This is a genomic window from Nocardioides ungokensis (assembly GCF_013466985.1).
Taxonomy (GTDB): domain Bacteria; phylum Actinomycetota; class Actinomycetes; order Propionibacteriales; family Nocardioidaceae; genus Nocardioides; species Nocardioides ungokensis.
The window spans coordinates 495,607-516,678 of the sequence record NZ_CP059164.1; the positions used below are offsets into that span (position 1 = coordinate 495,607).

At 73.3% G+C, this 21,072-nt stretch carries 25 protein-coding genes and 1 pseudogene; 13 read left to right on the forward strand and 13 right to left on the reverse strand.

The annotated features are described in order from the left end of the window. Positions 1–42 precede the first annotated feature (42 nt). The 4 genes from H0S67_RS02490 to H0S67_RS02505 all read left to right on the forward strand — a co-directional run bounded on the left by H0S67_RS02490 (position 43) and on the right by H0S67_RS02505 (position 3,937). On the forward strand, positions 43–1,341 hold the full coding sequence (locus H0S67_RS02490) for an adenosylmethionine--8-amino-7-oxononanoate transaminase (RefSeq protein WP_180935308.1): 1,299 nt from the start codon (positions 43–45) through the stop codon (positions 1,339–1,341). Then, positions 1,338–2,474 (forward strand): 8-amino-7-oxononanoate synthase, encoded by a 1,137-nt coding sequence (locus H0S67_RS02495; RefSeq protein ID WP_180935309.1) that lies wholly within the window; start codon positions 1,338–1,340, stop codon positions 2,472–2,474. Before H0S67_RS02490 ends, H0S67_RS02495 begins: the two co-directional genes overlap by 4 nt. Then, positions 2,471–3,157: a dethiobiotin synthase gene (bioD, locus tag H0S67_RS02500; RefSeq protein WP_246355064.1), complete on the forward strand. Its 687-nt coding sequence runs from the start codon at positions 2,471–2,473 to the stop codon at positions 3,155–3,157. The genes H0S67_RS02495 and bioD overlap by 4 nt, the downstream gene beginning before the upstream one ends. Positions 3,158–3,259: 102 nt before the next feature. Continuing rightward, entirely contained in the window at positions 3,260–3,937 is a 678-nt protein-coding gene (locus H0S67_RS02505) for a TIGR00266 family protein (RefSeq protein WP_180935310.1), read from the forward strand. A 40-nt stretch (positions 3,938–3,977) separates the two neighbouring features. On the opposite strand, the gene H0S67_RS02510 is transcribed toward H0S67_RS02505, so the two are convergent. The 5 genes from H0S67_RS02510 to H0S67_RS02530 all read right to left on the reverse strand — a co-directional run bounded on the left by H0S67_RS02510 (position 3,978) and on the right by H0S67_RS02530 (position 9,670). Then, positions 3,978–4,598, reverse strand: a complete 621-nt coding sequence (locus H0S67_RS02510) for a hypothetical protein (RefSeq protein WP_219635445.1) — start codon at positions 4,596–4,598, stop codon at positions 3,978–3,980. Between the two features lie 53 nt (positions 4,599–4,651). After that, positions 4,652–5,404, reverse strand: coding sequence for a hypothetical protein (locus tag H0S67_RS02515; RefSeq protein WP_180935311.1), 753 nt, complete (start codon positions 5,402–5,404; stop codon positions 4,652–4,654). 84 nt (positions 5,405–5,488) lie between these two features. After that, positions 5,489–6,802 (reverse strand): MFS transporter, encoded by a 1,314-nt coding sequence (locus H0S67_RS02520; protein WP_246355317.1) that lies wholly within the window; start codon positions 6,800–6,802, stop codon positions 5,489–5,491. Between the two features lie 35 nt (positions 6,803–6,837). Beyond that, positions 6,838–7,377, reverse strand: coding sequence for a DUF421 domain-containing protein (locus tag H0S67_RS02525; RefSeq protein WP_180935313.1), 540 nt, complete (start codon positions 7,375–7,377; stop codon positions 6,838–6,840). 37 nt (positions 7,378–7,414) lie between these two features. Further along, positions 7,415–9,670 carry a SpoIIE family protein phosphatase gene (locus tag H0S67_RS02530; protein ID WP_180935314.1) on the reverse strand — a complete coding sequence of 752 codons (2,256 nt, stop codon included), beginning with the start codon at positions 9,668–9,670 and terminating at the stop codon, positions 7,415–7,417. Between the two features lie 140 nt (positions 9,671–9,810). Between H0S67_RS02530 and H0S67_RS02535 the strand changes: the two genes are divergently transcribed. Then, positions 9,811–10,155, forward strand: a complete 345-nt coding sequence (locus H0S67_RS02535) for an STAS domain-containing protein (RefSeq protein WP_180935315.1) — start codon at positions 9,811–9,813, stop codon at positions 10,153–10,155. Positions 10,156–10,166: 11 nt separating this feature from the next. Here H0S67_RS02535 and H0S67_RS02540 read toward each other — a convergent pair whose 3' ends face one another. Both H0S67_RS02540 and H0S67_RS02545 read right to left on the reverse strand, forming a co-directional pair. Then, positions 10,167–10,592 carry an ATP-binding protein gene (locus H0S67_RS02540; RefSeq protein WP_180935316.1) on the reverse strand — a complete coding sequence of 142 codons (426 nt, stop codon included), beginning with the start codon at positions 10,590–10,592 and terminating at the stop codon, positions 10,167–10,169. A 17-nt stretch (positions 10,593–10,609) separates the two neighbouring features. Beyond that, on the reverse strand, positions 10,610–10,918 hold the full coding sequence (locus H0S67_RS02545) for an STAS domain-containing protein (RefSeq protein ID WP_180935317.1): 309 nt from the start codon (positions 10,916–10,918) through the stop codon (positions 10,610–10,612). Between the two features lie 137 nt (positions 10,919–11,055). Here H0S67_RS02545 and H0S67_RS02550 point away from each other — a divergent pair, with 137 nt between their 5' ends. Further along, positions 11,056–11,628 (forward strand): biliverdin-producing heme oxygenase, encoded by a 573-nt coding sequence (locus tag H0S67_RS02550; protein WP_219635446.1) that lies wholly within the window; start codon positions 11,056–11,058, stop codon positions 11,626–11,628. Then, positions 11,595–11,723: a hypothetical protein gene (locus H0S67_RS26385; protein WP_281369062.1), complete on the forward strand. Its 129-nt coding sequence runs from the start codon at positions 11,595–11,597 to the stop codon at positions 11,721–11,723. Before H0S67_RS02550 ends, H0S67_RS26385 begins: the two co-directional genes overlap by 34 nt. An 11-nt stretch (positions 11,724–11,734) precedes the next feature. Here H0S67_RS26385 and H0S67_RS24250 read toward each other — a convergent pair whose 3' ends face one another. Continuing rightward, a complete protein-coding gene (locus tag H0S67_RS24250) occupies positions 11,735–11,992 on the reverse strand; it encodes a class I SAM-dependent methyltransferase (protein ID WP_246355454.1) in 258 nt (85 codons plus the stop codon). Between the two features lie 52 nt (positions 11,993–12,044). Then, a pseudogene (locus H0S67_RS27160) lies at positions 12,045–12,557 on the reverse strand (methyltransferase); the annotation flags it as partial. On the opposite strand from H0S67_RS27160, the gene H0S67_RS02560 reads away from it, so the two are divergent. Continuing rightward, entirely contained in the window at positions 12,556–12,939 is a 384-nt protein-coding gene (locus tag H0S67_RS02560) for a hypothetical protein (RefSeq protein WP_180935318.1), read from the forward strand. The pseudogene H0S67_RS27160 and the gene H0S67_RS02560 overlap by 2 nt on opposite strands. Continuing rightward, positions 12,932–13,354: a hypothetical protein gene (locus tag H0S67_RS02565; RefSeq protein WP_180935319.1), complete on the forward strand. Its 423-nt coding sequence runs from the start codon at positions 12,932–12,934 to the stop codon at positions 13,352–13,354. Before H0S67_RS02560 ends, H0S67_RS02565 begins: the two co-directional genes overlap by 8 nt. Positions 13,355–13,358: 4 nt before the next feature. Here H0S67_RS02565 and H0S67_RS02570 read toward each other — a convergent pair whose 3' ends face one another. After that, positions 13,359–13,898, reverse strand: a complete 540-nt coding sequence (locus H0S67_RS02570) for a potassium channel family protein (RefSeq protein ID WP_180935320.1) — start codon at positions 13,896–13,898, stop codon at positions 13,359–13,361. Between the two features lie 241 nt (positions 13,899–14,139). Here H0S67_RS02570 and H0S67_RS02575 point away from each other — a divergent pair, with 241 nt between their 5' ends. After that, entirely contained in the window at positions 14,140–16,008 is a 1,869-nt protein-coding gene (locus H0S67_RS02575; protein WP_180935321.1) for a glycoside hydrolase family 15 protein, read from the forward strand. A 15-nt stretch (positions 16,009–16,023) separates the two neighbouring features. Here H0S67_RS02575 and H0S67_RS02580 read toward each other — a convergent pair whose 3' ends face one another. Beyond that, positions 16,024–16,536, reverse strand: coding sequence for a DinB family protein (locus H0S67_RS02580; protein ID WP_180935322.1), 513 nt, complete (start codon positions 16,534–16,536; stop codon positions 16,024–16,026). Continuing rightward, positions 16,533–16,940 carry a VOC family protein gene (locus tag H0S67_RS02585; RefSeq protein ID WP_180935323.1) on the reverse strand — a complete coding sequence of 136 codons (408 nt, stop codon included), beginning with the start codon at positions 16,938–16,940 and terminating at the stop codon, positions 16,533–16,535. Before H0S67_RS02585 ends, H0S67_RS02580 begins: the two co-directional genes overlap by 4 nt. 146 nt (positions 16,941–17,086) lie before the next feature. On the opposite strand from H0S67_RS02585, the gene H0S67_RS02590 reads away from it, so the two are divergent. After that, positions 17,087–18,148, forward strand: coding sequence for an MBL fold metallo-hydrolase (locus tag H0S67_RS02590; protein ID WP_180935324.1), 1,062 nt, complete (start codon positions 17,087–17,089; stop codon positions 18,146–18,148). A 24-nt stretch (positions 18,149–18,172) separates the two neighbouring features. Here the strand turns inward: H0S67_RS02590 and H0S67_RS02595 are convergent, their stop codons facing one another. Further along, positions 18,173–19,513, reverse strand: coding sequence for a GNAT family N-acetyltransferase (locus H0S67_RS02595; RefSeq protein WP_180935325.1), 1,341 nt, complete (start codon positions 19,511–19,513; stop codon positions 18,173–18,175). A gap of 80 nt (positions 19,514–19,593) precedes the next feature. On the opposite strand from H0S67_RS02595, the gene H0S67_RS02600 reads away from it, so the two are divergent. Together H0S67_RS02600 and H0S67_RS02605 are read left to right on the forward strand one after the other, a co-directional pair. Then, positions 19,594–20,181, forward strand: coding sequence for a carboxymuconolactone decarboxylase family protein (locus tag H0S67_RS02600; protein ID WP_180935326.1), 588 nt, complete (start codon positions 19,594–19,596; stop codon positions 20,179–20,181). After that, positions 20,178–21,062 carry an RNA polymerase sigma-70 factor gene (locus tag H0S67_RS02605; protein WP_180935327.1) on the forward strand — a complete coding sequence of 295 codons (885 nt, stop codon included), beginning with the start codon at positions 20,178–20,180 and terminating at the stop codon, positions 21,060–21,062. Before H0S67_RS02600 ends, H0S67_RS02605 begins: the two co-directional genes overlap by 4 nt. The last annotated feature ends 10 nt before the right edge of the window (positions 21,063–21,072 follow it).

The following is a 21,072-nucleotide window of genomic DNA, read 5'->3' on the forward strand; positions in this document are numbered from 1 at the left end:
GTTCTGAACGGTGTTCAGGAATGGGCCTAGACTCGGCCCACCATGACCGCGTCACCCGTCGCCCCCGCCGCCCTCGAGTCCCTGCTCGACCTCGACCGGGCCCACGTGTGGCACCCCTACGCCTCGATGACCGACCCGGCACCCACGCGCCTGGTCACCGGAGCCCGCGGCGTCCGGCTCACCCTCGGGGACGGGAGCGAGGTCGTCGACGGCATGTCGTCGTGGTGGGCGGCGATCCACGGCTACAACCACCCCACGCTGAACGCCGCGCTCGCCCGGCAGGCCGACGACGTCGCCCACGTGATGTTCGGCGGCCTCACCCACGAGCCGGCGATCCGGCTGGCGCAGCGGCTGGTGGAGCTCGCACCCGCAGGCCTCGAGCACGTCTTCCTCGCCGACTCCGGGTCGGTGAGCGTGGAGGTCGCGCTGAAGATGGTGCTGCAGTACCAGCGGGGCGTCGGGCACCCGGAGCGCACCCGGATGCTCACCGTCCGCGGCGGCTACCACGGGGACACCTTCGGCTGCATGGGCGTCTGCGACCCGGTCGGCGGGATGCACTCGATGTTCGCCGACCTCCTGCCCCGGCAGGTCTTCGCGCCCCGGCCGCCCGCCACGGAGGACGGCGTTGCCGCCTGGGCGGCGGCGTTCGAGGAAGTGGCCGCCGAGCACGCCCACGAGCTCGCCGGCATCGTCGTCGAGCCGCTGCTGCAGGGTGCGGGCGGTATGTACGTCTACCCCGCCGCCTGCCTCACCGTGATGCGCGAGGTCGCCGACCGGCACGGCCTGGTGCTGGTCCTCGACGAGATCGCCACCGGCTTCGGCCGGACCGGCACCTTCTTCGCCGCCGAGGCCGCCGGGGTGGTCCCCGACGTGCTGTGCGTGGGCAAGGCGCTCACGGGCGGCTACCTCACCCTGGCTGCCGTCCTGTGCACGCCCCGGATCGCGGCAGGCCTCTCCCACTCCGAGTCGGGCGTGCTGATGCACGGGCCGACGTACATGGGCAACCCGCTCGCCTGCGCCGTCGCGCTGGCGAGTCTCGACCTGCTCGCAACCGGCGCCTGGCGGGAGCAGGTGGCGCGGGTGAACGCCGGCCTCGAGGCCGGCCTGGCGCCGCTGCGGCACCTTCCCGGGGTGGTCGACGTGCGCACCCTCGGCGCGGTCGGCGTCGTCCAGCTCGACCACCCGGTCGACGTCGGCAAGGCCACCGAGGCGGCCCTCGGGCACGGCGTGTGGCTGCGCCCCTTCCGCGACCTGATCTACACGATGCCGCCGTACGTCACGAGCGACGAGGACGTCGCCTCGATCTGTACGGCGATCGAGGCCGCGGCGGTGGTCGCATGACCGAGCCGATCGACGGCCGGTGGGGCGACTGGCTGCGCGACCAGGCCGACCAGCGCGAGCGCGACGGACTGCGCCGCACGCTGGTGCCCCGGCCCGCGGGCGACCGGGTCATCGACCTCGCCGGCAACGACTACCTCGGCCTCTCCCACCATCCGGCCGTCGTCGCCGCGGCGGCCGCCGCGGCACGCACCTGGGGCGCCGGTGCCCGGGCGTCGCGGCTCGTGACCGGCACCCTCCAGGTCCACGCCGACCTCGAGGCGGCGCTGGCGGCGTACCTGCGTCAGCCGGCCGCGCTGGTCCACTCGACCGGCTACCACGCCAACCTCTCGGTGGTGACGGCCCTCGCCGGGCGCGACTGTCGGGTGGTGTCCGACGCGCACGTCCATGCCTCGCTGGTCGACGCCGTGCGCCTGTCACGCGCCGGGCTGACCGTCGTCCCGCACAACGACGTGGCCGCCGTCCGATCGGCGCTCGTGGCCGCCGGGGACCGGCGCACGCTGGTGCTCGCCGAGTCGGTCTACTCGGTGCTCGGCGACCGGGCGCCGCTCGTCGAGCTCGCCGCGGTCTGCGAGGAGCACGACGCCCTCCTGGTGGTCGACGAGGCGCACGGCCTGGGGGTCCACGGGCCGGGGATCGTCGCCGAGCTCGGCCTGGCCGGGCTGCCGCACGTCGTCGTGACCGCCACCTTGTCGAAGGCGCTGGGCAGCCAGGGCGGCGCCGTGCTCGGCCCGCAGGCGCTGGTCGAGCACCTGGTCAACCGGGCCAGGCCCTTCATCTTCGACACCGGGCTGGCGCCCACGTCGGCCGCGGCCGCCCTGGCCGCACTCGGGGAGCTGCGCGCCCACCCCGAGATGCCCGCGCTGATCCGCGCTCGGGTGACCGACCTCGCCGGCGCGCTGGGGGTCGAACCGTCGGCGGGTGCGGTGCTCTCGGTGCCGATGCCCTCACCCCGGGTGGCTGTCGCCGCCCAGGCGGCGGCCCTCGCGCAGGGTGTCCGCGTCGGCTGCTTCCGGCCGCCCTCGGTGCCCGACGGGATCTCGCGGCTGCGGATCACGGCAGGTGCGGGCGTGCGGGCGGAGGACTGGTCGCGGGCCACCGAGGTGCTGGTGGCGGTCGTGAAGGAGCACGCGTGAGCAGCCAGCGGCTGCGTCGGGTCGTGGTCGTCACCGGGACCTCCACGGGGGTCGGCAAGACCGTCGCCACGGCGGCGCTCACCGCACGCGCGGCGGCCGCCGGCGAGACGGTGGTGGTCGTGAAGCCGGTGCAGACCGGCGTCGCGGACGGGGACTCCGACGCCGGGGAGGTGCACCGGCTCACCGGCTGCGCGGTGCAGGAGCTCACCGCCCTCGACGAGCCGCTCGCGCCGGAGACCGCGGCCCGCCGCGCGGGCCTGCGGCTGCCGCCGGTCGCGGAGTACGCCGACCGGGTGCGGGTGCTCTCGGAGTTCCACGACACGGTCGTGGTCGAGGGGGCCGGCGGCCTGTTGGTGCGGCTGGACACCGACGGAGGGACCCTGCTCGACCTCGCCGCCGAGCTGGCCGAGACCGTGACGACCGAGGTGGTGGTCGTGGTGGGCGCCGGCCTCGGCACGCTCAACCACGCCGAGCTGACGGTCGGGGCCCTGCGCAGCCGGGGCCTGGAGCCGGCCGGGCTGGTGATCGGCTCCTGGCCGGCCGAGCCGGGCCTGGCCGAGCGGTGCAACGTCGAGGATCTGCCGCGGGTGACCGGAGTGCCCGTGATCGCCACCCTCCCCGCGGGGGCGAGCGCCCTGGACCGGGAGGCGTTCGGGGCAGCGTCGCCTGGCTGGTTCGCCTGAACCACGGGGTGCCGGCTCATCCCGTCGGGGTGAGGGACCGGCGGGCGGGCAGCGGGTAGACAGGGCACCACCACGCCCCGAGCCGCACCGAGGAGAGATCGCATGCAGGTCGACATCCACTCAGGCCCCTCCTTCGCCCTCGGCGAGATCACCGTGCCGGCCGGGGGAGCCGTCCGGGTGGAAGCCGGCGCCATGGCGCTGACCCGCGGCGACATCCGGATGGCCACGTCCACGCGCGGCGGGTTCATGAAGGGCCTGCGCCGGTCGCTGGGCGGCGAGAGCTTCTTCGTCAACGACTTCAGCTCCGAGAAGGGTGGCCTCGTCGGCGTGGCCGCGGTCCTGCCGGGCGACATGACGCTGGTCCCGCTCGACGGCACGGGCACCGTGATGGTGCAGTCCGGCTCCTGGACGGCCTCCGACCCGGGGGTCGACGTCGACTCCAAGTGGGGCGGGGGCAAGTCGTTCTTCAGCGGGGAGGGACTGGTGCTGCTGCGGTGCACCGGGTCGGGTGACCTGCTGGTGTCGAGCTACGGCGCGATCCGGCGGCTCGACCTCGTGGCCGATGAGGTGCTCACCCTCGACACCGGCCACGTCGTCGCCTTCGACGGCTCGGTGCAGTACGCCGTCCGCAAGGCCGGCAGCTGGAAGTCCACGATCCTGGGCGGCGAGGGTCTCGTCACCGACTTCACCGGTCCCGGGCGGGTGTGGTTCCAGACCCGCAACACCTCGGAGCTCGTCGACTGGATGATCTCGAAGATGCCCGCCCAGCGGAGCAGCTGACCGGCCCGGACGACGACCGGTCGCCGACGTCATCGCGGGGTCACGGCGGCAGGATGTTGATCACCCGCGAGAGCACGAGCCCGATCACGCACAGCGAGATCACCGACTGGACCGCCATCAGCCCCTTGACCCGGTGGGTGAGCGGCATCGTGTCGGTGGGGCTGAACGCGACCACGTTGGTGAACGCGACGTACAGGTGGTCGGGGAAGCGCGGCTGCCAGTCCGGCGGACCGAGCCCCTCGGTCCCGGTCTGGGGGAACTGGAAGTCGGGGTAGACCCGGATGCCGGCGGCTCGGCCGGCGGGCCCGCCCCCGTCGATCTGCCAGTAGAAGAGCCCGAAGGTGACGACGTTGGCGGCGAGCACCAGGGCGGCTCCGATGACAAGCTGCGTGACGGTGGCCGGTGACTCGCCGTGCGGGGTGGGACGCATGATCACGATCACCAGGCGGGCGGCCCCCGCGGTGTTCGCGGCGATCAGCACGCCGCTCAGGCACAGCACCAGCGGGCGCGCGGCCCGCGGGACGGGACCCGGCTTCGCGGCCACGATGAGAAGCACCACGACCACGGTCCCCTCGATCGCGGGCACCACGAGCGGCGGCCCCTCCCGCATGCTCGCCGGCACCAGGACCTGCGGCAGGATCACGAGGACCAGCGCGACCAAGGGCCAGGCGTAGCTCTCCTGCGCCGGCCCGGTCGCGGGGGCGTCGTCCCGGCTCAGCGGGAGACCTCGGCGTCGTCCCGCGCGCGGGCCAGAACCTCACCCACGCGCAGGCGGAAGGTCCGCCACCGTCGTTCGTTGCCGTGGACGAGCCCCGCCGACTCGCTGCAGAGATCGGCGGCGTGGGAGATCATCTCGGCGGCCGAGTAGAGCAGTCCGGCCGAGACGCGGCCGGCGGCCAGGTCGGCGCGCAACGCCGCGGGGCTGAAGTCGACGTGCTCGAGGAGGTCCGCGGCGCGGTCGAGGACGCGGGCCGTCACCGTGTTCATGGTCGCGGCCTGCCAGTCGTTGGCGATGATGCGGTGCCGCTCTCCGAGCATGTCGGCCAGGCCGTCGACCTCCACGAGGGTCGCCGCCATCGCCCACGACGACTCCATGGCCTTGGCCAGCCACTCGCCGATGCCGCGCTGGTCGTCGGCCGCGTTTCGTAGGTCGCGGATGATCGGGGTCAGCTCGGCCGGGCGGCCCTCACCCTCGAGGAACAGCATGCCGTCGAGCTGCACCGCAGCGGGGCTGTTGAGGTCCTCGGCGCCCTCGTAGGGACTGAGGACCGCGCGTGTGGACGGCTCGGCCGTCGACCACCGGTCCGCCAGGGCCAGCAGCGTCCGGGCATGTCGCTGCAGGGTGACGGCGAACTCGCGGGGTGAGGAGGCGTAGAACTCCTCGTGCTCGCGGTGGAACCTGGTCAGGTTCATCATCGCCCCGAGCAGCGCGTCCTGGCCGTCGGTGCCGTGCTGCTCCGGTGTCATGGTGCCCCCTGGTGTCGAGGCGGCGGCGGTACGCCGTCGCTGCCAGCGTCACCGTGCGGCGCCCGCCTCCAGAAGGGCAGAAGGTCACCGACGCCCGGGTGCCATCGCCCCGACCTCGGCGCGCGCCGGCTCGGGCTCGGCCGGCGTCCGCGGGCCCGCGGCCCGGCGCAGGCGACGCTGTTGCGAGCCGGCGAGCACCACGGCGAAGACGGTCGCGGCGACGGTGACGGTGAACGCCGCGGTGTGGCCGTGGGTGTCGGCGAGCCGGCCCGCGATGCTCGACCCGAGCGCGTAGCCGACCCCGGTGGCGCTGGCCAGGACGGTCATGGCGGCGCCGACCCGGGCCGAGGGCACGATCCGCTCGCCCAGGGTGAAGACGCCGATCATGTACGGCGCGACCGCGAAGCCGAGCGCGAAGACCGTGGCTGTCAGTCCGACCAGCCCGTCCGCCAGGAGCAGCGGGAGGGACAGCAGCAGCAGCGCGACCGCCGAGACGAGGACCCGCCGCTCGTGGCCGATCCGCGCCGGCACGAATGCGGTGCCGATGCCGGCGGCGGCGCTGCCCACGCCGAGCATGGCGTGGACGAGGCCGGCCGCACCGGGCTGGCCGACGCCGGTGGCCAGCACCGTGGCGCCGGTCTGGGTGGCGCCGAAGAGCGCGCCGATGGCCAGCTGGGCCAGGACCAGCACCACGAAGGCGACGGTCAGCAGCCGGCCAGCCGTCGCCCCGACCGCCCGGCCGGCGGCGTGGCGGCCAGACGGGTGCAGGGCGAAGGCCGAGCCGAAGACCGCGAGCAGCGCCGCCGCCGCGAGCAGGCCCCCCGACGGGGAGACGGCGACGGCGCCGAGGCCGATCAGGGCGGGACCGACGGCGAACGATGCCTCGTCGGCAGCTCCCTCGTAGGAGAAGGCGGCGTCGACCAGGCGGCGCTGGTGCTCCCCGGTGCCGGCGGTGAGCGGGCGCCAGCGCACCCGGGCGAGCGGGCCTATCTGCGGGAGCGCGAGCCCGGCCAGCCCGGCCGTGGCGACCAGGACGACGCTGGAGGCGTGCAGGTGCACCAGCAGCACCAGGGTGGCCAGGGCCGCCGCACCTGCCAGGGACTGCGCCAGCACGATCGGCCGCTGGCCGAGTCGGTCAGCCAGGGTGCCTGCGACGGGTGCGCTCACGGCGTTGGCGACCGCCAGCGCACCGGCGGCGAGCCCGCCCTCGGCGTACCGGCCGGTGGCGGTCGAGACGAGCAGGAGGGTGCCGAGCTGGCTCATCGCCAGCGGCAGCCGGCCGAGGAACGCGGTGACGACGTACGCCGGTCCGGCGAGCTCGAGCAGGCGTCGGTAGGAGGAGAGAGGGACACGGGTGGGGGGCCTTCCGGGTGCGTCGGTACGACGCGCCGAACCCACCTCCAAGACGCGTGAAACCCTCTGCGGTAAAGATTCTAGGGCTCCTGGGAGCCCTCCGGGAACTCGTCGACGTCGAGGTCCGCGACAAGCCAGCCGTCGACCGGCTGCGCGGCGCGCAGGACGCTGATGTCACCGGTGCGCTCGAGCACCGCGCGGTCGACCTCGGCGAGCGAGGCGACGCCGGCGAGGCGGAGCTGCTGACGCAGCTCGTCGTGGGAGACCCTCGCCCCCGCCAGGTTGTCGTGGAGCAGGCGTCCGTGCTGCACCAGGACGACGGGCGCCGGGTGCAGCCACCGGTCGATACCGCTGCGGCGGAGCAGCGACAGCAGTCGCTGCATCAGCATCAGGGTCACCAGGGCGATCACGCCGGTGGCCAGCGTGGGCACCGCCAGCAGCGCGGTGCGCCCGATGATCGCGCCGAGGGCCATCACGCAGGCGAGGTCGGGGACCGACAGGGTCGTCAGCGTGCGCTGCCCGGCCAGCCGCACCAGCACCAGGAAGACGAGGTAGACCACGACGGTGGCGACGACGACCTGGAGCGCCGTCGCCGGCGTGGTGGTCAGCTCGTCGAACATGTGGCTCCTCTCCCGGCGAGACGGTTCGGCGGAAGGGTCAGTGGACGGTCAGCGCCAGGACGGTGGTGTCGTCGTCACCCTGCCCCGGCACGGCGTCGAGGATGCGGTCGACCCAGTGCTCGAGGTCCCCCTGCGACGGGCCGCTGCCGGCCACGTCGGCCAGCATGCGGAGGTTGTCGAAGAGGTCGGTGCCGCGACGCTCGACGAGCCCGTCGGTGTAGAGCAGCAGGGTCGTGCCCGACGGGACGGTGACCCGGCTGGGCGTGGCCTTGCCGGCGCCGAGGCCCAGGACCGGTCGCGCGGTCGGCTGCGCCGACAGCGTGGGGTCGGAGGACAGCACCAGCGGCGGCGGGTGGCCTGCGCTGGCCATCTCGAGCTCGCGGGTGGCCCGGTTGATCGTCACGACCAGCGCGGAGGCGATCTGGTCCCCGAGCAGCTCGGCCATGAACAGGTCGAGCTGGTCGAGGCTGGCGCCCGGGGGAGTGCCGGCGAAGAGGTAGGCCCGCAGGGCCGCGCGCACCTGGGTCATGGCGGCCACGGCGGAGACCCCGTGCCCGGCGACGTCGCCGATGACGAAGGCGACGCGGTCGCCGTCGAGCTCCAGCCAGTCCCACCAGTCGCCCCCGAGCTGGTAGGACTCCGCGGTGGTGTAGCGCACCGCCACGTCGACCCCGTCGAGGTCCGGGGTGCCGTCGAGCAGCACGCTGCGCTGCAGCGACTCCGCCACCTCGATCTGGTCGCGCGAGCGCTTGAGGAGCAGGCCGTTGACCTGGCTGCGCAGCTGCTGGGCCGCCCGGCCGTGCTCGGGCTGCCACGGCCGGCTGCGGCCGCGCACGATCTCGCGCCACTTGTCGAACGACTTGCGCGGCGAGAGCCGGACCGCCGGTCCCTCGGTGGTGGCCAGATGCTTGTTGCGGGGGTCGCCACCCCAGTCGACGGTCTGCTCCAGCTCCGGGCGGAACCAGATCATCCAGCGGTCTGGCAGCGTCCCGATCACGAGCGCGCCCGCGGGCAGACCGCGGTACGACGCGAGCCGCTCGTCGAGCTCGCTGACGTGGTCGCTGAAGCCCAACGAGCCGTCCTCGGGCCCGAGCAGGGCATGGGCGACGTACGCAGCGGCTTCGGGGGGCGGCACGTCACCGACGCTGCGAATGATCCCGTCGTAGCGCATCGAGATGCCGGTGGCGCCCATCAGGTCCATGATCTCGGGGTCGTCGAGCAGGGCGTCGAGGGCGGATGCCGACGACGCCGCCACCCGGCCGACGACCCGGCCCAGCATCGACCTCGTCAGCAGGTCCTCCTCGCGCGCGTCGGAGCGCAGGCGCTCGGCGATCTGCTGGGAGGCCACCTGCCCGAGGAACTCGGCCGCAGCCCTGGCGTCCTGGCTCGGCCGGTGGGGACCCGAGTAGTGGTGGCAGGCGATCAGGCCCCACAGCTCCCCGTCGATGACCAGGGAGATCGACATCGACGCGGTGACGCCCATGTTGTGGAGGTACTCGAGGTGGATGGGGGAGACGCTGCGCAGCGTCGAGAGGGAGAGGTCCAGCGGGGCGCCGGTACCGGGGTCGAGCACGGGCTGGAGCGGGACCGGCGCGTAGTCGACGTCGGCGATCAGGCGGGTCCAGTTGACGGTGTAGAGCCGGCGGGCCTGGGCCGGGATGTCGGCGGCGGGGTAGTGCAGGCCGAGGAACGGGTTGAGGTCCTCGCGTCGCTCCTCGGCGATGACCTCGCCGTTCCAGTCCCGGTCGAACCGGTAGACCATGACCCGGTCGAACTCTGTGAGCGCGGCGACCTCGTGGGCGAGGCGAGTGGCCAGGCCGAGCGTCGTGGTCTCGTCCGCGAGCCTGCCCATGGCACCGCGCGCCGACTGGTAGCTCAGCATCACCGAACGGGGGCGGCCCAGGGTCTCGATCTCCACCACCAGGCGGTGGCCGGAGGTGTGGAGGCTGATGTCGACCTCCTCGCCGCCCAGCGTGCCGGTGACCGATGCGGGGAGCCGCACGATCAGCGGCTCGCGGAAGGTCTGGTCGGCGGCTCGGCGGTGCACCTCGGCGGCGGCGTCGTCGCCGATGAACGCGGAGAGGGGACTGCCCACGGCCTCGGCGAGGGCGACGCCGGTCATCGCCTCGCAGTTGGCGGAGGCGATGGCCACCTCGAGAGTGCCCGGATCAACCGCGAGCAGCACGCCGTGCGGCTGGACGGCCCCCGGGATGTGGATGGGCTCGTCCTCGCAGTTCTGCAGGTCGACAGCGCCGTAGGCGGGCGTGTGTCGTACGTCGGGACTGTCGACCATGGAACCTTCCGCGGCGGGTGCCGGCTTCCTTCGGCCGGACGATCGCGCCAGCCTATCCCTCGCGGGACTCCGCTGGATTGGGTTGCCCTCACCTCTAGGGGTGGTAGGGGCCGAGAGGGGAGTGCCCCTAGGCTGGGCCGGTGCTGGACCGAACATTTCAGGCAGAGATCGTCGACGAGACCCTCGTGGTACGCGGCGACGTGGACGACTACGGCATCATCACCCTGCGCAACCTGCTCGCCGAGCACGGCACCAGGCCCGGCGGCCGGTTGGCCGTCGACCTCAGTGGTGTCGACTACCTCCCCAGCGTCGCCGTCGGGGTGCTGACGAAGGCGATCGCTGCCGCCGACCGCTCCGGCAGCCAGGTGGACCTGGTCGCACGGCGCGGCAGCGTCGCCCAGCGGGTGCTGATGGTCTGCGCGCTGCCCTACCTGGATTCCGCAGACGACGAGGGCGACCCGCCGGAGTCCGACGTCCCCGCCTGAGGCCGCACCCGTCAGTGGACGGGGAGCACGGCGGTGACCCGGGTGCCGCCCTGGCGCTCCACCCACCACGACGACGAGAGTGCCTCGACCATCGCCAGGCCGCGGCCGCGCGTGTCGGTGGCCTCGGCGGCCACCACGTGCGGCTGGGTCCGGCCACCCCCGTCGAGCACGCTCAGCCGCAGGCTGTGGTTCTCGAGCATCCACGACACCTCGAGTCCGAGGTGCGGGTCCGGCCGGCCGTGGTCGAGCCCGTTGGCCACCAGCTCACCGAGCACGATCGCGGCGTCCATGGCCATGTCGGCCCCGAGCTTCTGACGACCGACGAAGTCAGCGAGCAGCCGGCGGGCCCGCCGGTTGGTCTCGCGGGAGAAGGGCAGCTCGTGGGTCTCGGTCCGCGCACCGGGCGTCGCCGTCGTCGGCATCCTCGAGTCCCCCATGCCCCCGGCCTCCTGACTCAGGCGGTCTCGTGGTCGAGACCGCAGATGGTGAGCACCCGCTGCGCGACGGTCCCGTCGGCGGCCGCCAGCACCAGGTCGACGCCGGCCGTCTCGGCCTTGCGTCGGGCCGTGGCGAGCACGCCGACGGCCAGGCTCGGGAAGTAGTCGACCCCGCTCAGGTCGATGCGGATCGTGCGCGCGAAGTCGTTGGAGTACTTCGTGATCTCGTCGCGCAGGACGATGCCGGCTGCCTCGTCGATCTCGCCGCGGGCGGCCAGGGTCGAGGAGCCCTCGTCGAAGCTGGATGAGTAAGACAAGTCGTCCACGTGGCGAGGATAGCCCGCGCGCCCGGATGGCGCGATGTGCCCGGCGGCAAGGCGTTGGCCTAGCGTGGGCACCGTCCCCGCGCGGAAGGAACCAGGTGCACCCAGCAGCCGACCCGTCGCTCCCTCTGTCGCTCGCCATGCGGGAGGGTTCCCGCGGCGACCACGAGCACGCCGAGTCGTCGGACTTCGTCGCGGACCTGATGGCCGGCAGGGCTCACCCCGCGCGGTACGCCGCCTACCTGCGCCGGCTGCGCGCCGTCTACGCCGCCCTCGAGACGGCGGTCCACGAGCAGCGCCACCACGTCGCGGGTCGCCCCGGTGCACGACGATGCCCTGTGCCGTCTCGACGCCCTCGACCGGGACCTCGCCCACTGGGCGCCGGGCGATGCCGGAGCGGCCACCTCGGCGGCGACCGCCGCCTACCGGAGCGGATCGAGCGCGCGGCGCACCGACCGCACCTGCTGGTCGCCCACCACTACACGCGCTACCTCGGCGACCTCTCCGGTGGCCGGATGCTGGCCCGGGCGCTGCGCCGCGGCTACCCCCGGCCAGGGACTGGACCGGCCGGACTGGCGTTCCTACGACTTCCCCGACGTCCCGAAGCCGGTGGCCTACAAGCGGGGCCTACCGGGCGACGCTCGACGACCTCCCGCTCACCGAGGACCAGCGCGAGGAGGTGGTCGAGGAGGTCCGGCACGCGTTCCGCCTGAACCGGCTGCTCCTCGACGAGGTGGCAGGCCTCGAGGTCGGCGGCACCGAGGTCGACGGCACGGGACGCCCTCGCGAGCCGGCCGGACGACCCTGACGGACGGCCGCTCAGCCGGGCCCGGGTCGGGCGCCGACGACGAGCGTGCCGCCGACCTCCTCGTCGTGGACGACCTCGGGGACGAGGCCCACCTCCCTCATCAGCCGCGCGGTCACCGGCGCCTGGGCGACACTGCTCTCGACGAGCAGGTGCCCGCCGGGAGCCAGCCAGGCGGCCGCGCCGGCCACGACCCGGCGCTGGACGTCGAGGCCGTCGACGCCGCCGTCGAGCGCCACCCGGTGCTCGTGCAGGCGCGCCTCGGGCGGCATCAGGCTGATCGTCCGTCGGGACGTACGGCGCGTTGCAGGCGAGCACGTCGACGCGGCCGAGCAGGCCGCCGGGCAGCGCGTCGTAGAGGTCGCCGCCGAAGACCCGCTCCGGCGGGAGGTTGCGCCGGGCGCAGGACACCGCCGCCGGGTCGAGGTCGGCGGCGTACACCTCGGCGCCGGGGACGGACGCCGAGACGGCGGCGCCGACCGCGCCGGTGCCGCAGCACAGGTCCACGACCACCGAGCCCCTGGCAGCGAGGCGGGTCGCGTGTCGGGCCATCAGCTCGGTGCGTCGTCGCGGCACGAACACCCCCGGCAGCACCACGACGTGCAGGCCGCAGAACTCCGCCCACCCCACCAGGACCTCCAGCGGGATGCCGGCCACGCGGTCGGCGACCATCCGCTCGAGCTCCCCGCTGGAGCCGGCGGCACCGACGAGCAGCGCGGCCTCCTCCTCGGCGAAGACACACCCGGCGGCGCGCAGCCGGGCCACGACGTCGGCCGGTGGGACAGCTGTGGTCATGCGGTCTCCGGGCTCGAGGGGCGGGACGCGATGATGGTCCATGCACGACGCCCTCCACACCTCGCTCGGCCAGCTCACCCTGGTCGCGGCGGGGTACGCCGCCCTCGTCGCCGTGGTGGCCCTCGTCGTCACCGTGCGCCGGGTCCCGCGCCCGACCTGGCTCGACCACATGGTCTGGATCCTCGAGCTGTTGCTCGTCGTGCGCGCGGTCGCCGGCGTGGGGAGCATGCTCAACGGGCAACGTCCCGAGGAGATGTCGGCGCACGTGGGCTACCTGGTCGCGGCGGTCTGCGTGCTGCCGATCGCGATGCAGTCCATCGCCGAGGACCGCGGGACCTGGTCGTCCGGCGTGGTCACCGTCGCGGCCCTGGCCGTCGCCGTGGTCGCCGTACGCCTCCAGATGACGTGGGGGCACGGTGCCTGACACGGCTCCCCGCAGCGGCCCGCACAAGGTGCTGCTCACGTTCTACGCCCTGTTCACGCTCGCCGCCGGCGCCCGGGCGGCGGTGCAGCTGGCCACCGACGCCGGACGAGCGCCGATCGCCTACACCCTCTCCGCGGTCGCGGCGGTGACGTACGCCGCAGGCTGGGTGGCCATCCGCCGGGCCTCCGTCGGCCACACCGGCTTCGCCAGCGTGATGCTGTGGGTCGAGCTGGCCGGCGTGCTCACGGTCGGCACCCTGAGCCTGGTGCAGGGCGACTGGTTCCCCGATGCCTCGGTGTGGTCCGACTACGGCATCGGATACGGCTTCGTCCCGGCGGTGCTGCCGATCGCGGGGCTCGTCTGGCTGCGCCGGCAGAAGCAGCAGCAGCCGGAGCGCGCTCGCGCCGAGCGCTGAGCGTTCACTCGCCCCTGCGCTCGAGCCCCCTCTGCACCGCGTTGAAGAGCGACCGGGCGGCCAGGCCGATGATCGCGAGGTCGCCGATCATCTGCAGGATGGCGACGATGCGGGCCGCCTGCGAGACGGGGGCGATGTCGCCGAAGCCGACCGTCGCGAAGACCGTGACGGTGAAGTAGAGCGAGTCGAGCCGGTTCAGGGGCTCGGTGAACTGCCCCTCCTGGCTCTGGTCCATCAGGTAGTAGCTGGTGGCGAAGATGATCAGGAAGAGCGGCACGGAGGTTGCCAGGGCTCCCGCGGCCCGGATCCGGGGGTACGGCGAGCGCGTGATCTCGCGGATCTGCCAGGCCAGCAGCAGGGCGACCACGGTGATGCCGGCCACCAGCACGCCCGCCTCCGCCGCCTGCAGCTTGGTCATCGGCAGGACGAAGTAGCCCACGACGATGGCCACCGCGACCACCGCCGACCGCAGCAGCGACGCGAGGGCGAGGCGACGCCGCGCCCGCGGGGGGAGCTGCTCGTACGACAGGTGGTCGTGGCTCATCTCGTTGCGACTCCACGCTCGGTTCCGGACCCGTGCGGGCCTCCACGCGGGTGCTCCGAGTCAAGCGGTGGGCGTGGCCCCGGTCAACGCCCGGGGCTGATGAGATCCCCGGCCCGTTGTGATCACCCGCGATGGATGAGGTCGGAGGTGGGGACGGCGACGAGGCTGGCAGTCCCAGGACCTTCCCCGGGCCGGACGCCACCCGAGCGCGGCCGGGGGCTCAGCGCGAGAAAGGCATCCCATGGACGACTACCCGAGCATCGCTGACCACGGAATGATCGGAGACCTGCAGACCAGCGCCCTGATCAGCACCGACGGCGCCATCGACTGGTTCTGCGCGCCCCGCTTCGACTCCCCGAGCCTGTTCGGCGCCCTGCTCGACCACGGCAACGGCGGTCACCTGCGGATCCGGCCCGACAGCGACCAGGTCACGACCAAGCAGCTCTACCTGCCCGACACTGCTGTGCTGATCACCCGGTTCATGACCGAGGACGGGGTCGGCGAGACCGTCGACTTCATGCCCGTGACCGGCACCACCGCCACCGACACCCACCGGATCGTCCGCCTGGTTCGCTGCGTGCGCGGTCAGATGACCTTCGACGCACACATCGCCCCGCGGTTCGACTACGGGCGCCGCGCGCACGAGATGCAGATCACCGAGCACGGAGGGGTGCTGACCAGCGGCGACGAGGCCGTGACCGTGCACCTGGTGAGGGAGCCGGGAGACGAGCAGCTCGCGCACGCGGAGGTCGACGAGAACGGCGACCTGCACGCCCGGGTCACGCTGACCGCGGGACAGCTGCGCGGCCTCGTGCTGGAGACCGGCTCGGCCGGACCGGCCCGGACGATGCGCGTGGAGGAGGTGCAGCGCCTGCTCGACGACACGGTGGACTTCTGGAAGTCGTGGGTCGCGCAGTCGACGTACACCGGACGCTGGCGGGAGATGCTGACCCGGTCGGCGATCACCCTCAAGCTCATGACCTACGCCCCCTCGGGCGGCCTGGTCGCCGCCCCCACCGCCGGCCTGCCCGAGCAGGTCGGGGGCGAGCGCAACTGGGACTACCGCTACACGTGGATCCGCGACGCGTCGTTCTCGATCTACGCGCTCATCGGCCTGGGCTTCATGGAGGAGGCGGGGGCCTTCGCGCAGTGGCTGCGCGAACGGGTCGACGAGCAGGTGGAGGGGGCCGAGGGGCCGCTCAACATCATGTACCGCATCGACGGGTCGCCCGACCTGGAGGAGGAGGAGCTCCCGCACTGGGAGGGCTACCGCCGCTCGAGCCCGGTGCGGATCGGCAACGGCGCTGCCGGCCAGCTCCAGCTCGACATCTACGGCGAGGCGCTCGACAGCCTTTACTACGCTGACGCCCACGGCCTGGAGATGGGGCATGCCGGCTGGCTCGCGGTCAGCCGGCTCCTGGAGTGGGTCGCCGACAACTGGGACCAGCCCGAGGAGGGGATCTGGGAGACGCGGGGCGGCCGGAAGGACTTCACCTACGGTCGCCTGATGTGCTGGGTTGCCCTCGACCGCGGCATCCGGCTGGCGGCCGAGCACGGCCGGCCGGCGCCGCTGGACCACTGGACCAGGCAGCGTGACGCGATCTACCGCCAGATCATGGAGCGCGGGTGGAACGCCGAGCGGCAGGCCTTCGTGCAGCAGTACGGCGACCGGGTGCTGGACTCCTCGCTGCTCCGGATGTCCAGCGTGGGCTTCGTGTCTCCGCACGACCCGATGTGGACCTCGACGTTGCGCGCGATGGACGAGGAGCTGGTCACCGACAGCCTCGTCTACCGCTACGACCCCGCGGCCTCCCCGGACGGGCTGCGCGGCTCCGAGGGCACCTTCTCGCTGTGCACGTTCACCTACGTCGACGCGCTCGCCCGGGCCGGCCGCCTCGACGACGCGCGGCTGGTCTTCGAGAAGATGTTCACCTACGCCAACCACGTCGGCCTGTTCTCCGAGGAGATCGCCCTGACCGGCGAGCAGATCGGGAACTTCCCGCAGGCGTTCACCCACCTGGCCCTGATCGACGCGGCCATCACCCTGGACAGGGAGCTGGACCTGCACGCCGCGGCGCAGGCCCCGGCGTACGCCGGCACCTCGGTCTGACGCCCGCGCTGGGCGTCAGTCGATGACCATCCAGGTGCGGCCGTCGATCAGCTCGCGCGCGGCGTCGAGGTGGCCTGCGTGCGTCGCGGTCTCGGTGATCACGTGCAGCAGCACCTCGCGCAGGCTGTCCAGGCGGAAGTCGCCGAAGAAGTCCGGCCACCAGGCCGGAGCGGCGTCCAGGGGCGTGCGCCCGACGATCGCGTCGGTGCGCGCGGCCTCCTCGCGGTAGGCGGCCAGGATCGCGTCGGCCGACTCGTCCGGCCCGAGCCGCCAGGCGCTACCGGTCGACGCCTCGACCTCGTCCCGGACCGCCTGCTCGCCCGCGACGACCCCGCGGAACCAGAACCGCTCGTCGTCGTGCGTCAGGTGCCGGACCAGCCCGAGGCAGGACCATCCCGAGGGCAGCACCGGGCGGCGGAGGGTCTCGTCGTCCAGCCCCTCGAGGATGCCGAGCACGTGCCGTCGCTGTGAGCGGAGGTGGGCGAGCAGGAGCTCGGTCTCGGCGGTGGTGACGTCGGCCGCGGTCACGACGTCTCCAGTCCCTGGGCGATCTCCCAGCTGTGGCCCGCGGGGTCGGTGAAGGTCGCGACCCGCATGCCCCAGGGCCGGTCGACCGGACCGACGAGCACGGCCACGCCCCGCTCCCGGAGCTGGACGCAGACCGCGTCGACGTCGTCGACCCAGATGCTGAGCTGGAAACGCGAGCCGGTCTCGCGAGCGGCAACCGGCGCGGGCTCGACGAGCCCCGGGGCCTCGGAGTCCTGGAGCAGGTTGACGAGGAGGTTGTCGAACTTCATGGCGGCCGAGACCTCGTCCTCGAAGATGACCGAGACCCCGAACACGTCCTCGTAGAAGGCCTTGGCCTGCGGCACGTCCGCCACGAACAAGCTGATCGCGCTGATGTTCCCCAGTGTCCTCACGTCGGTCCCCATCGCGCTCCCCCTGAGATCTGTGCCGATCGACCACCACACCCTAGGGGTCGAGGACCAACAGCATCCAGGGCTTCGCTGGACGCCTCGGCCACAGCGGCCGTGGACGCTGCCCTCGGCCCGGCACGGCCGCGCCCTAGGGTCGGGGCGTGAGCTCCCCGACCAGCACCGCCCACGCCGTCTCGCCCGACTCTGGCCGGCACTGGACCGAGCCCGGCGCGTGGCGGGTGGCCGAGGGCATCCACCGGATCCCGCTGCCCCTGCCGATGGACGGGCTGCGCGCTGTCAACGTCTACGCGATCGAGACCGAGCACGGCCTGACGCTGGTGGACGGGGGCTGGGCGGTCGACGAGGGGCGGGCGCTGCTGGAGAAGTCGCTGGGCGAGATCGGCTTCGGGTTCACCGACATCACCCGCTTCCTGGTGACCCATGTCCACCGCGACCACTACACGCTCGCGGCCGTGCTCGCCGCCGAGGTCGGCGCCCACGTCAGTCTCGGCCTCGGCGACCGGCCCACCCTCGACCTGCTGCACGCGGTCGACGAGGTGACCGAGGACCCCACGCTGCTGCTCCTCAGGGCCGCGGGAGCCCACCGGATCGCCGAGGAGTGGCAACGGTTCACCGACGGCCGGGTGCCGGACCTCGCGATGTGGGGCTACCCGGACACCTGGTTGGAGGGCGACCACGAGATCGAGGTCGGGACCCGCACCCTGGACGCGGTGCACACCCCGGGCCACACGCAGGGCCACTTCGTCTTCGCCGAGCGGGCCGCGGGCCTGCTCTTCGCCGCCGGCGACCACGTGCTGCCCACGATCACCCCGTCGATCGGCTTCGAGCCGGTCCCGGTCCGGCAGCCGCTGCGCGACTTCATGGGCTCGCTGACCAAGGTCCGCGGGCTCCCGGACCTCACCCTGCTGCCCGCCCACGGCCCGGTGGCGCCGTCCTCCCACGCGCGCGTCGACCAGCTGCTCGAGCACCACGAGGAGCGGCTCCGGCACTGCCTCGAGGCGCTCGCCGGCGGCAGCGCCACGGCGTACGACGTCGCGGGCGAGCTGCCCTGGACGCGGCACGAGCACCGGCTCGCGGACCTCGACACCTTCAACAGCGCCCTGGCCGGCCTCGAGACCAAGGCGCACCTCGAGCTGCTGGTCGCACGCGGCCTGGCCACCCGCGAGGAGGTCGACGGCGTGGTGGTGTTCACGGCCGTCTAGGCCGGCCCCGGCCGCCCCCCGGAGCTACGTCCGGCGACGCATCGGGACGTGCGGGATGCCGTCCTCGACGAACTCCGGGCCGTCGACGGCGAACCCGAACGACGCGTACCACCCGGCCAGCGGCGACTGGGCGTCGAGCACGACGTCGCGGCCCGGGCAGACCGACAGGGCGGTCCGCACCAGCTGGTCGGCCAGGCCGCGCCCTCGCGCGTCGGCGGCGAGGACGACCCGCCCGATCCGCCACGTCGAGCCGTCGTCGAGGACGCGGGCGTAGCCGAGCAGCACGTCTCCCTCCTGGAGCAGGACGTGGCGGGTGCCGGGCTCGGTGTCGCGGCCGTCGAGGTCGGGGTAGGGGCACTCCTGCTCCACGACGAAGACGGCCTGCCGCAGCCGCCACACGTCGTACGCCGTGCGGGCGTCGAGCTGCTCGAACGGGACCGCGACGACTCTCATGACAGGAAGGCCAGGGTCCGGCGCCACGCCCGACGTGCCTCCGGCAGGAGCGGGAGCAGCGGGAAGACGTGGATCAGGTCGGGCTCCTCGACATAGGTGAGGTCCCACGACGAGGCCGGCCCGCGACGCCAGCAGGCGGCACCCCGGGGCGAGCAGGTCGCGGGTGCCGCAGAACATCAGCGCCGGGGGCAGCCCGTCGAGCTCGGCCAGCGCCGGTGAGACCTCGTGGCGGCCGAGGTCGTCCGGGGTCCCGGCCCACCACGCGGCGTACGCGTGGAGCTTGCCGAGGAACAGCCAGGTGTCGCGGACCGCGAACGACGCGGTCTCCGGCGCCGAGGTCGTCAGGTCCACCCACGGCGAGTGCAGCAGGAGGTGCGAGGGCTGCGGGCCACCGCGGTCGCACAGCGTCTCCGCCACGGCCAGGGCGTAGCCGCCTCCCGCGGAGTCGCCGGCCAGCACCACCGGCTCCGGCTCCTCGAGCCATCGTCCGGCCAGGTCCGCCACCGCGTCGTGCGAGTCGCGCCAGCTGTGCTCGGGGGCCAGCGGGTAGTCGGGGAGCACGATCCGCGCGCCGAGCGCCTGCGCGAGCCGGGCGACGTACCGGACGTGGAAGGCGTCGATCGGTGCCACGAAGCCGCCGCCGTGCAGGTAGACCACGGTGACGCGGGGCTCGACGTGCCGCGGCGTGATGACGTGGGCCGGGAACTCGCCGGACGGGCCGGTCAGGGTCTCGGTGACGACCGAGAACCGGCGGTGGAAACGGGGGACGAGGCGGACCGGGAGCGCACGGCTCAGCCCGTCGTGCCAGCGCTCCAGCCGGGCGCGCTCGGCGTCCTCGGTGTCGAGGTCGCGTGACTTCCGGACCCGGGGGACGGCCCAGGCGAGCAGCTCGTGGCGACGGCTGGGAGACATGGCGCCGAGGCTGTCACAAACCCGGAGGCCCCGGTGTCTTGATGCCGACAGACGAACACCGACGCACCGAGGAGCACACCGTGCCCAGCACCTTCCGGATCCCCAAGGCCGAGATCACCGGCGTCTACGGCGCCCTGATGAGGACGTTCGCCACGCGCATGGTCGGCGACCGGCTCCCGGACAACCTCTACGTCTACTTCCACAACAAGGCCGTCCTCAAGGCGGTGATGTCGTTCTCGGGCAAGGCGCGCAAGTGGGACGCCCTCGACCCGACACTGACGTCCTACGCCCAGCTGGCCAGTGCCGGCACCATCGGCTGCAGCTGGTGCCTCGACTTCGGCTACTTCGTCGCGCACAACGACGGCCTGGACCTGGCCAAGGTGCGCGAGGTGCCACGCTGGCGGGAGTCCGACGTCTTCAGCCCGCTCGAGCGCGACGTGCTCGAGTACGCCGAGGCGATGACCGTCACGCCGCCGACGGTCACCGACGAGATGGTGGCGCGCCTGGTCGAGCAGCTCGGCGCTCCCGCCGTCGTCGAGCTGACGCAGGTGGTGGCGCTGGAGAACATGTACTCGCGCTTCAACTCCGCCGCCGGGCTGCAGAGCCAAGGCTACTCCGACGTCTGCGAGCTGCCACTGGCCCGCCCGACCGAGGCGGCGGCAGGATGAGCGGCGTGACCACCAGTGCGACCGACACCTTCGTCGCCCACCGCAACCTGCTCTTCACCGTCTCCTACGAGATGCTCGGGTCGGCCGCCGACGCCGAGGACGTGCTCCAGGAGACCTGGCTGCGCTGGGCCGAGGTGGACCACGAAGCGGTCCGTGACGAGCGTGCCTACCTGGTCCGGATCGTCACGCGGCTCAGCCTGAACCGGCTGCGCACGCAGGCCCGCCGCCGTGAGCAGTACGTCGGTCCCTGGCTGCCCGAGCCGTTGCTCACCACCCCCGACGTGGCCGAGGACGTCGAACTGGCCGACAGCGTCTCGATGGCGATGCTGCTCGTCCTGGAGACCCTGGCGCCCACCGAGCGGGCGGTCTTCGTGCTGCGCGAGGTGTTCGACGTGGGGTACGACGAGATCGCCGCGGCCGTGGACAAGTCACCGGCTGCGGTGCGACAGATCGCGCACCGGGCCCGCGCCCACATCGACGAGCGGCGCCCGCGGGCCGACGTCTCGGTCAGCCAGCGCGACGAGGTGATCGGGAAGTTCCTGGTCGCCGCGAGCACGGGCGACATCCAGAGCCTGATGGACGTGCTGGCCCCGGACGTCGTGCTCGTCACTGACGGCGGCGGCTTCAAGAAGGCCGCCCTGCGTCCGATCCTGGGCCGCGACAAGGTGCTGCGATTCCTCGACGGGGTCGCGCCGGAGGGTGGCGCGCAGGCGGACATGGTCGTCGTCAACGGCGCCCCGGCGCTGCGGGTCTTCCTCGACGGCGAGCTGGACTCGGTCGGCTCGCTGCTGGTCGAGGACGGCCTGGTGACCGGCATCTATTGGGTGCGCAACCCCGAGAAGCTGGTCCGCCTGGACGAGGTGGTCAGCCTGACCAGGTGACGCCGTAGAG

Excerpts from the sequence above, each read along its gene's own strand:
- H0S67_RS02490 (WP_180935308.1), top strand. The coding sequence starts at position 43 with ATGACCGCGTCACCCGTCGCCCCCGCCGCCCTCGAGTCCCTGCTCGAC.
- H0S67_RS02495 (WP_180935309.1), top strand. The coding sequence starts at position 1,338 with ATGACCGAGCCGATCGACGGCCGGTGGGGCGACTGGCTGCGCGACCAG.
- H0S67_RS02505 (WP_180935310.1), top strand. The coding sequence starts at position 3,260 with ATGCAGGTCGACATCCACTCAGGCCCCTCCTTCGCCCTCGGCGAGATC.
- H0S67_RS02515 (WP_180935311.1), bottom strand. The coding sequence starts at position 5,404 with ATGACACCGGAGCAGCACGGCACCGACGGCCAGGACGCGCTGCTCGGG.
- H0S67_RS02525 (WP_180935313.1), bottom strand. The coding sequence starts at position 7,377 with ATGTTCGACGAGCTGACCACCACGCCGGCGACGGCGCTCCAGGTCGTC.
- H0S67_RS02530 (WP_180935314.1), bottom strand. The coding sequence starts at position 9,670 with ATGGTCGACAGTCCCGACGTACGACACACGCCCGCCTACGGCGCTGTC.
- H0S67_RS02540 (WP_180935316.1), bottom strand. The coding sequence starts at position 10,592 with ATGGGGGACTCGAGGATGCCGACGACGGCGACGCCCGGTGCGCGGACC.
- H0S67_RS02550 (WP_219635446.1), top strand. The coding sequence starts at position 11,056 with ATGCGGGAGGGTTCCCGCGGCGACCACGAGCACGCCGAGTCGTCGGAC.
- H0S67_RS24250 (WP_246355454.1), bottom strand. The coding sequence starts at position 11,992 with ATGCCGCCCGAGGCGCGCCTGCACGAGCACCGGGTGGCGCTCGACGGC.
- H0S67_RS02560 (WP_180935318.1), top strand. The coding sequence starts at position 12,556 with ATGCACGACGCCCTCCACACCTCGCTCGGCCAGCTCACCCTGGTCGCG.
- H0S67_RS02570 (WP_180935320.1), bottom strand. The coding sequence starts at position 13,898 with ATGAGCCACGACCACCTGTCGTACGAGCAGCTCCCCCCGCGGGCGCGG.
- H0S67_RS02575 (WP_180935321.1), top strand. The coding sequence starts at position 14,140 with ATGGACGACTACCCGAGCATCGCTGACCACGGAATGATCGGAGACCTG.
- H0S67_RS02585 (WP_180935323.1), bottom strand. The coding sequence starts at position 16,940 with ATGGGGACCGACGTGAGGACACTGGGGAACATCAGCGCGATCAGCTTG.
- H0S67_RS02595 (WP_180935325.1), bottom strand. The coding sequence starts at position 19,513 with ATGTCTCCCAGCCGTCGCCACGAGCTGCTCGCCTGGGCCGTCCCCCGG.
- H0S67_RS02605 (WP_180935327.1), top strand. The coding sequence starts at position 20,178 with ATGAGCGGCGTGACCACCAGTGCGACCGACACCTTCGTCGCCCACCGC.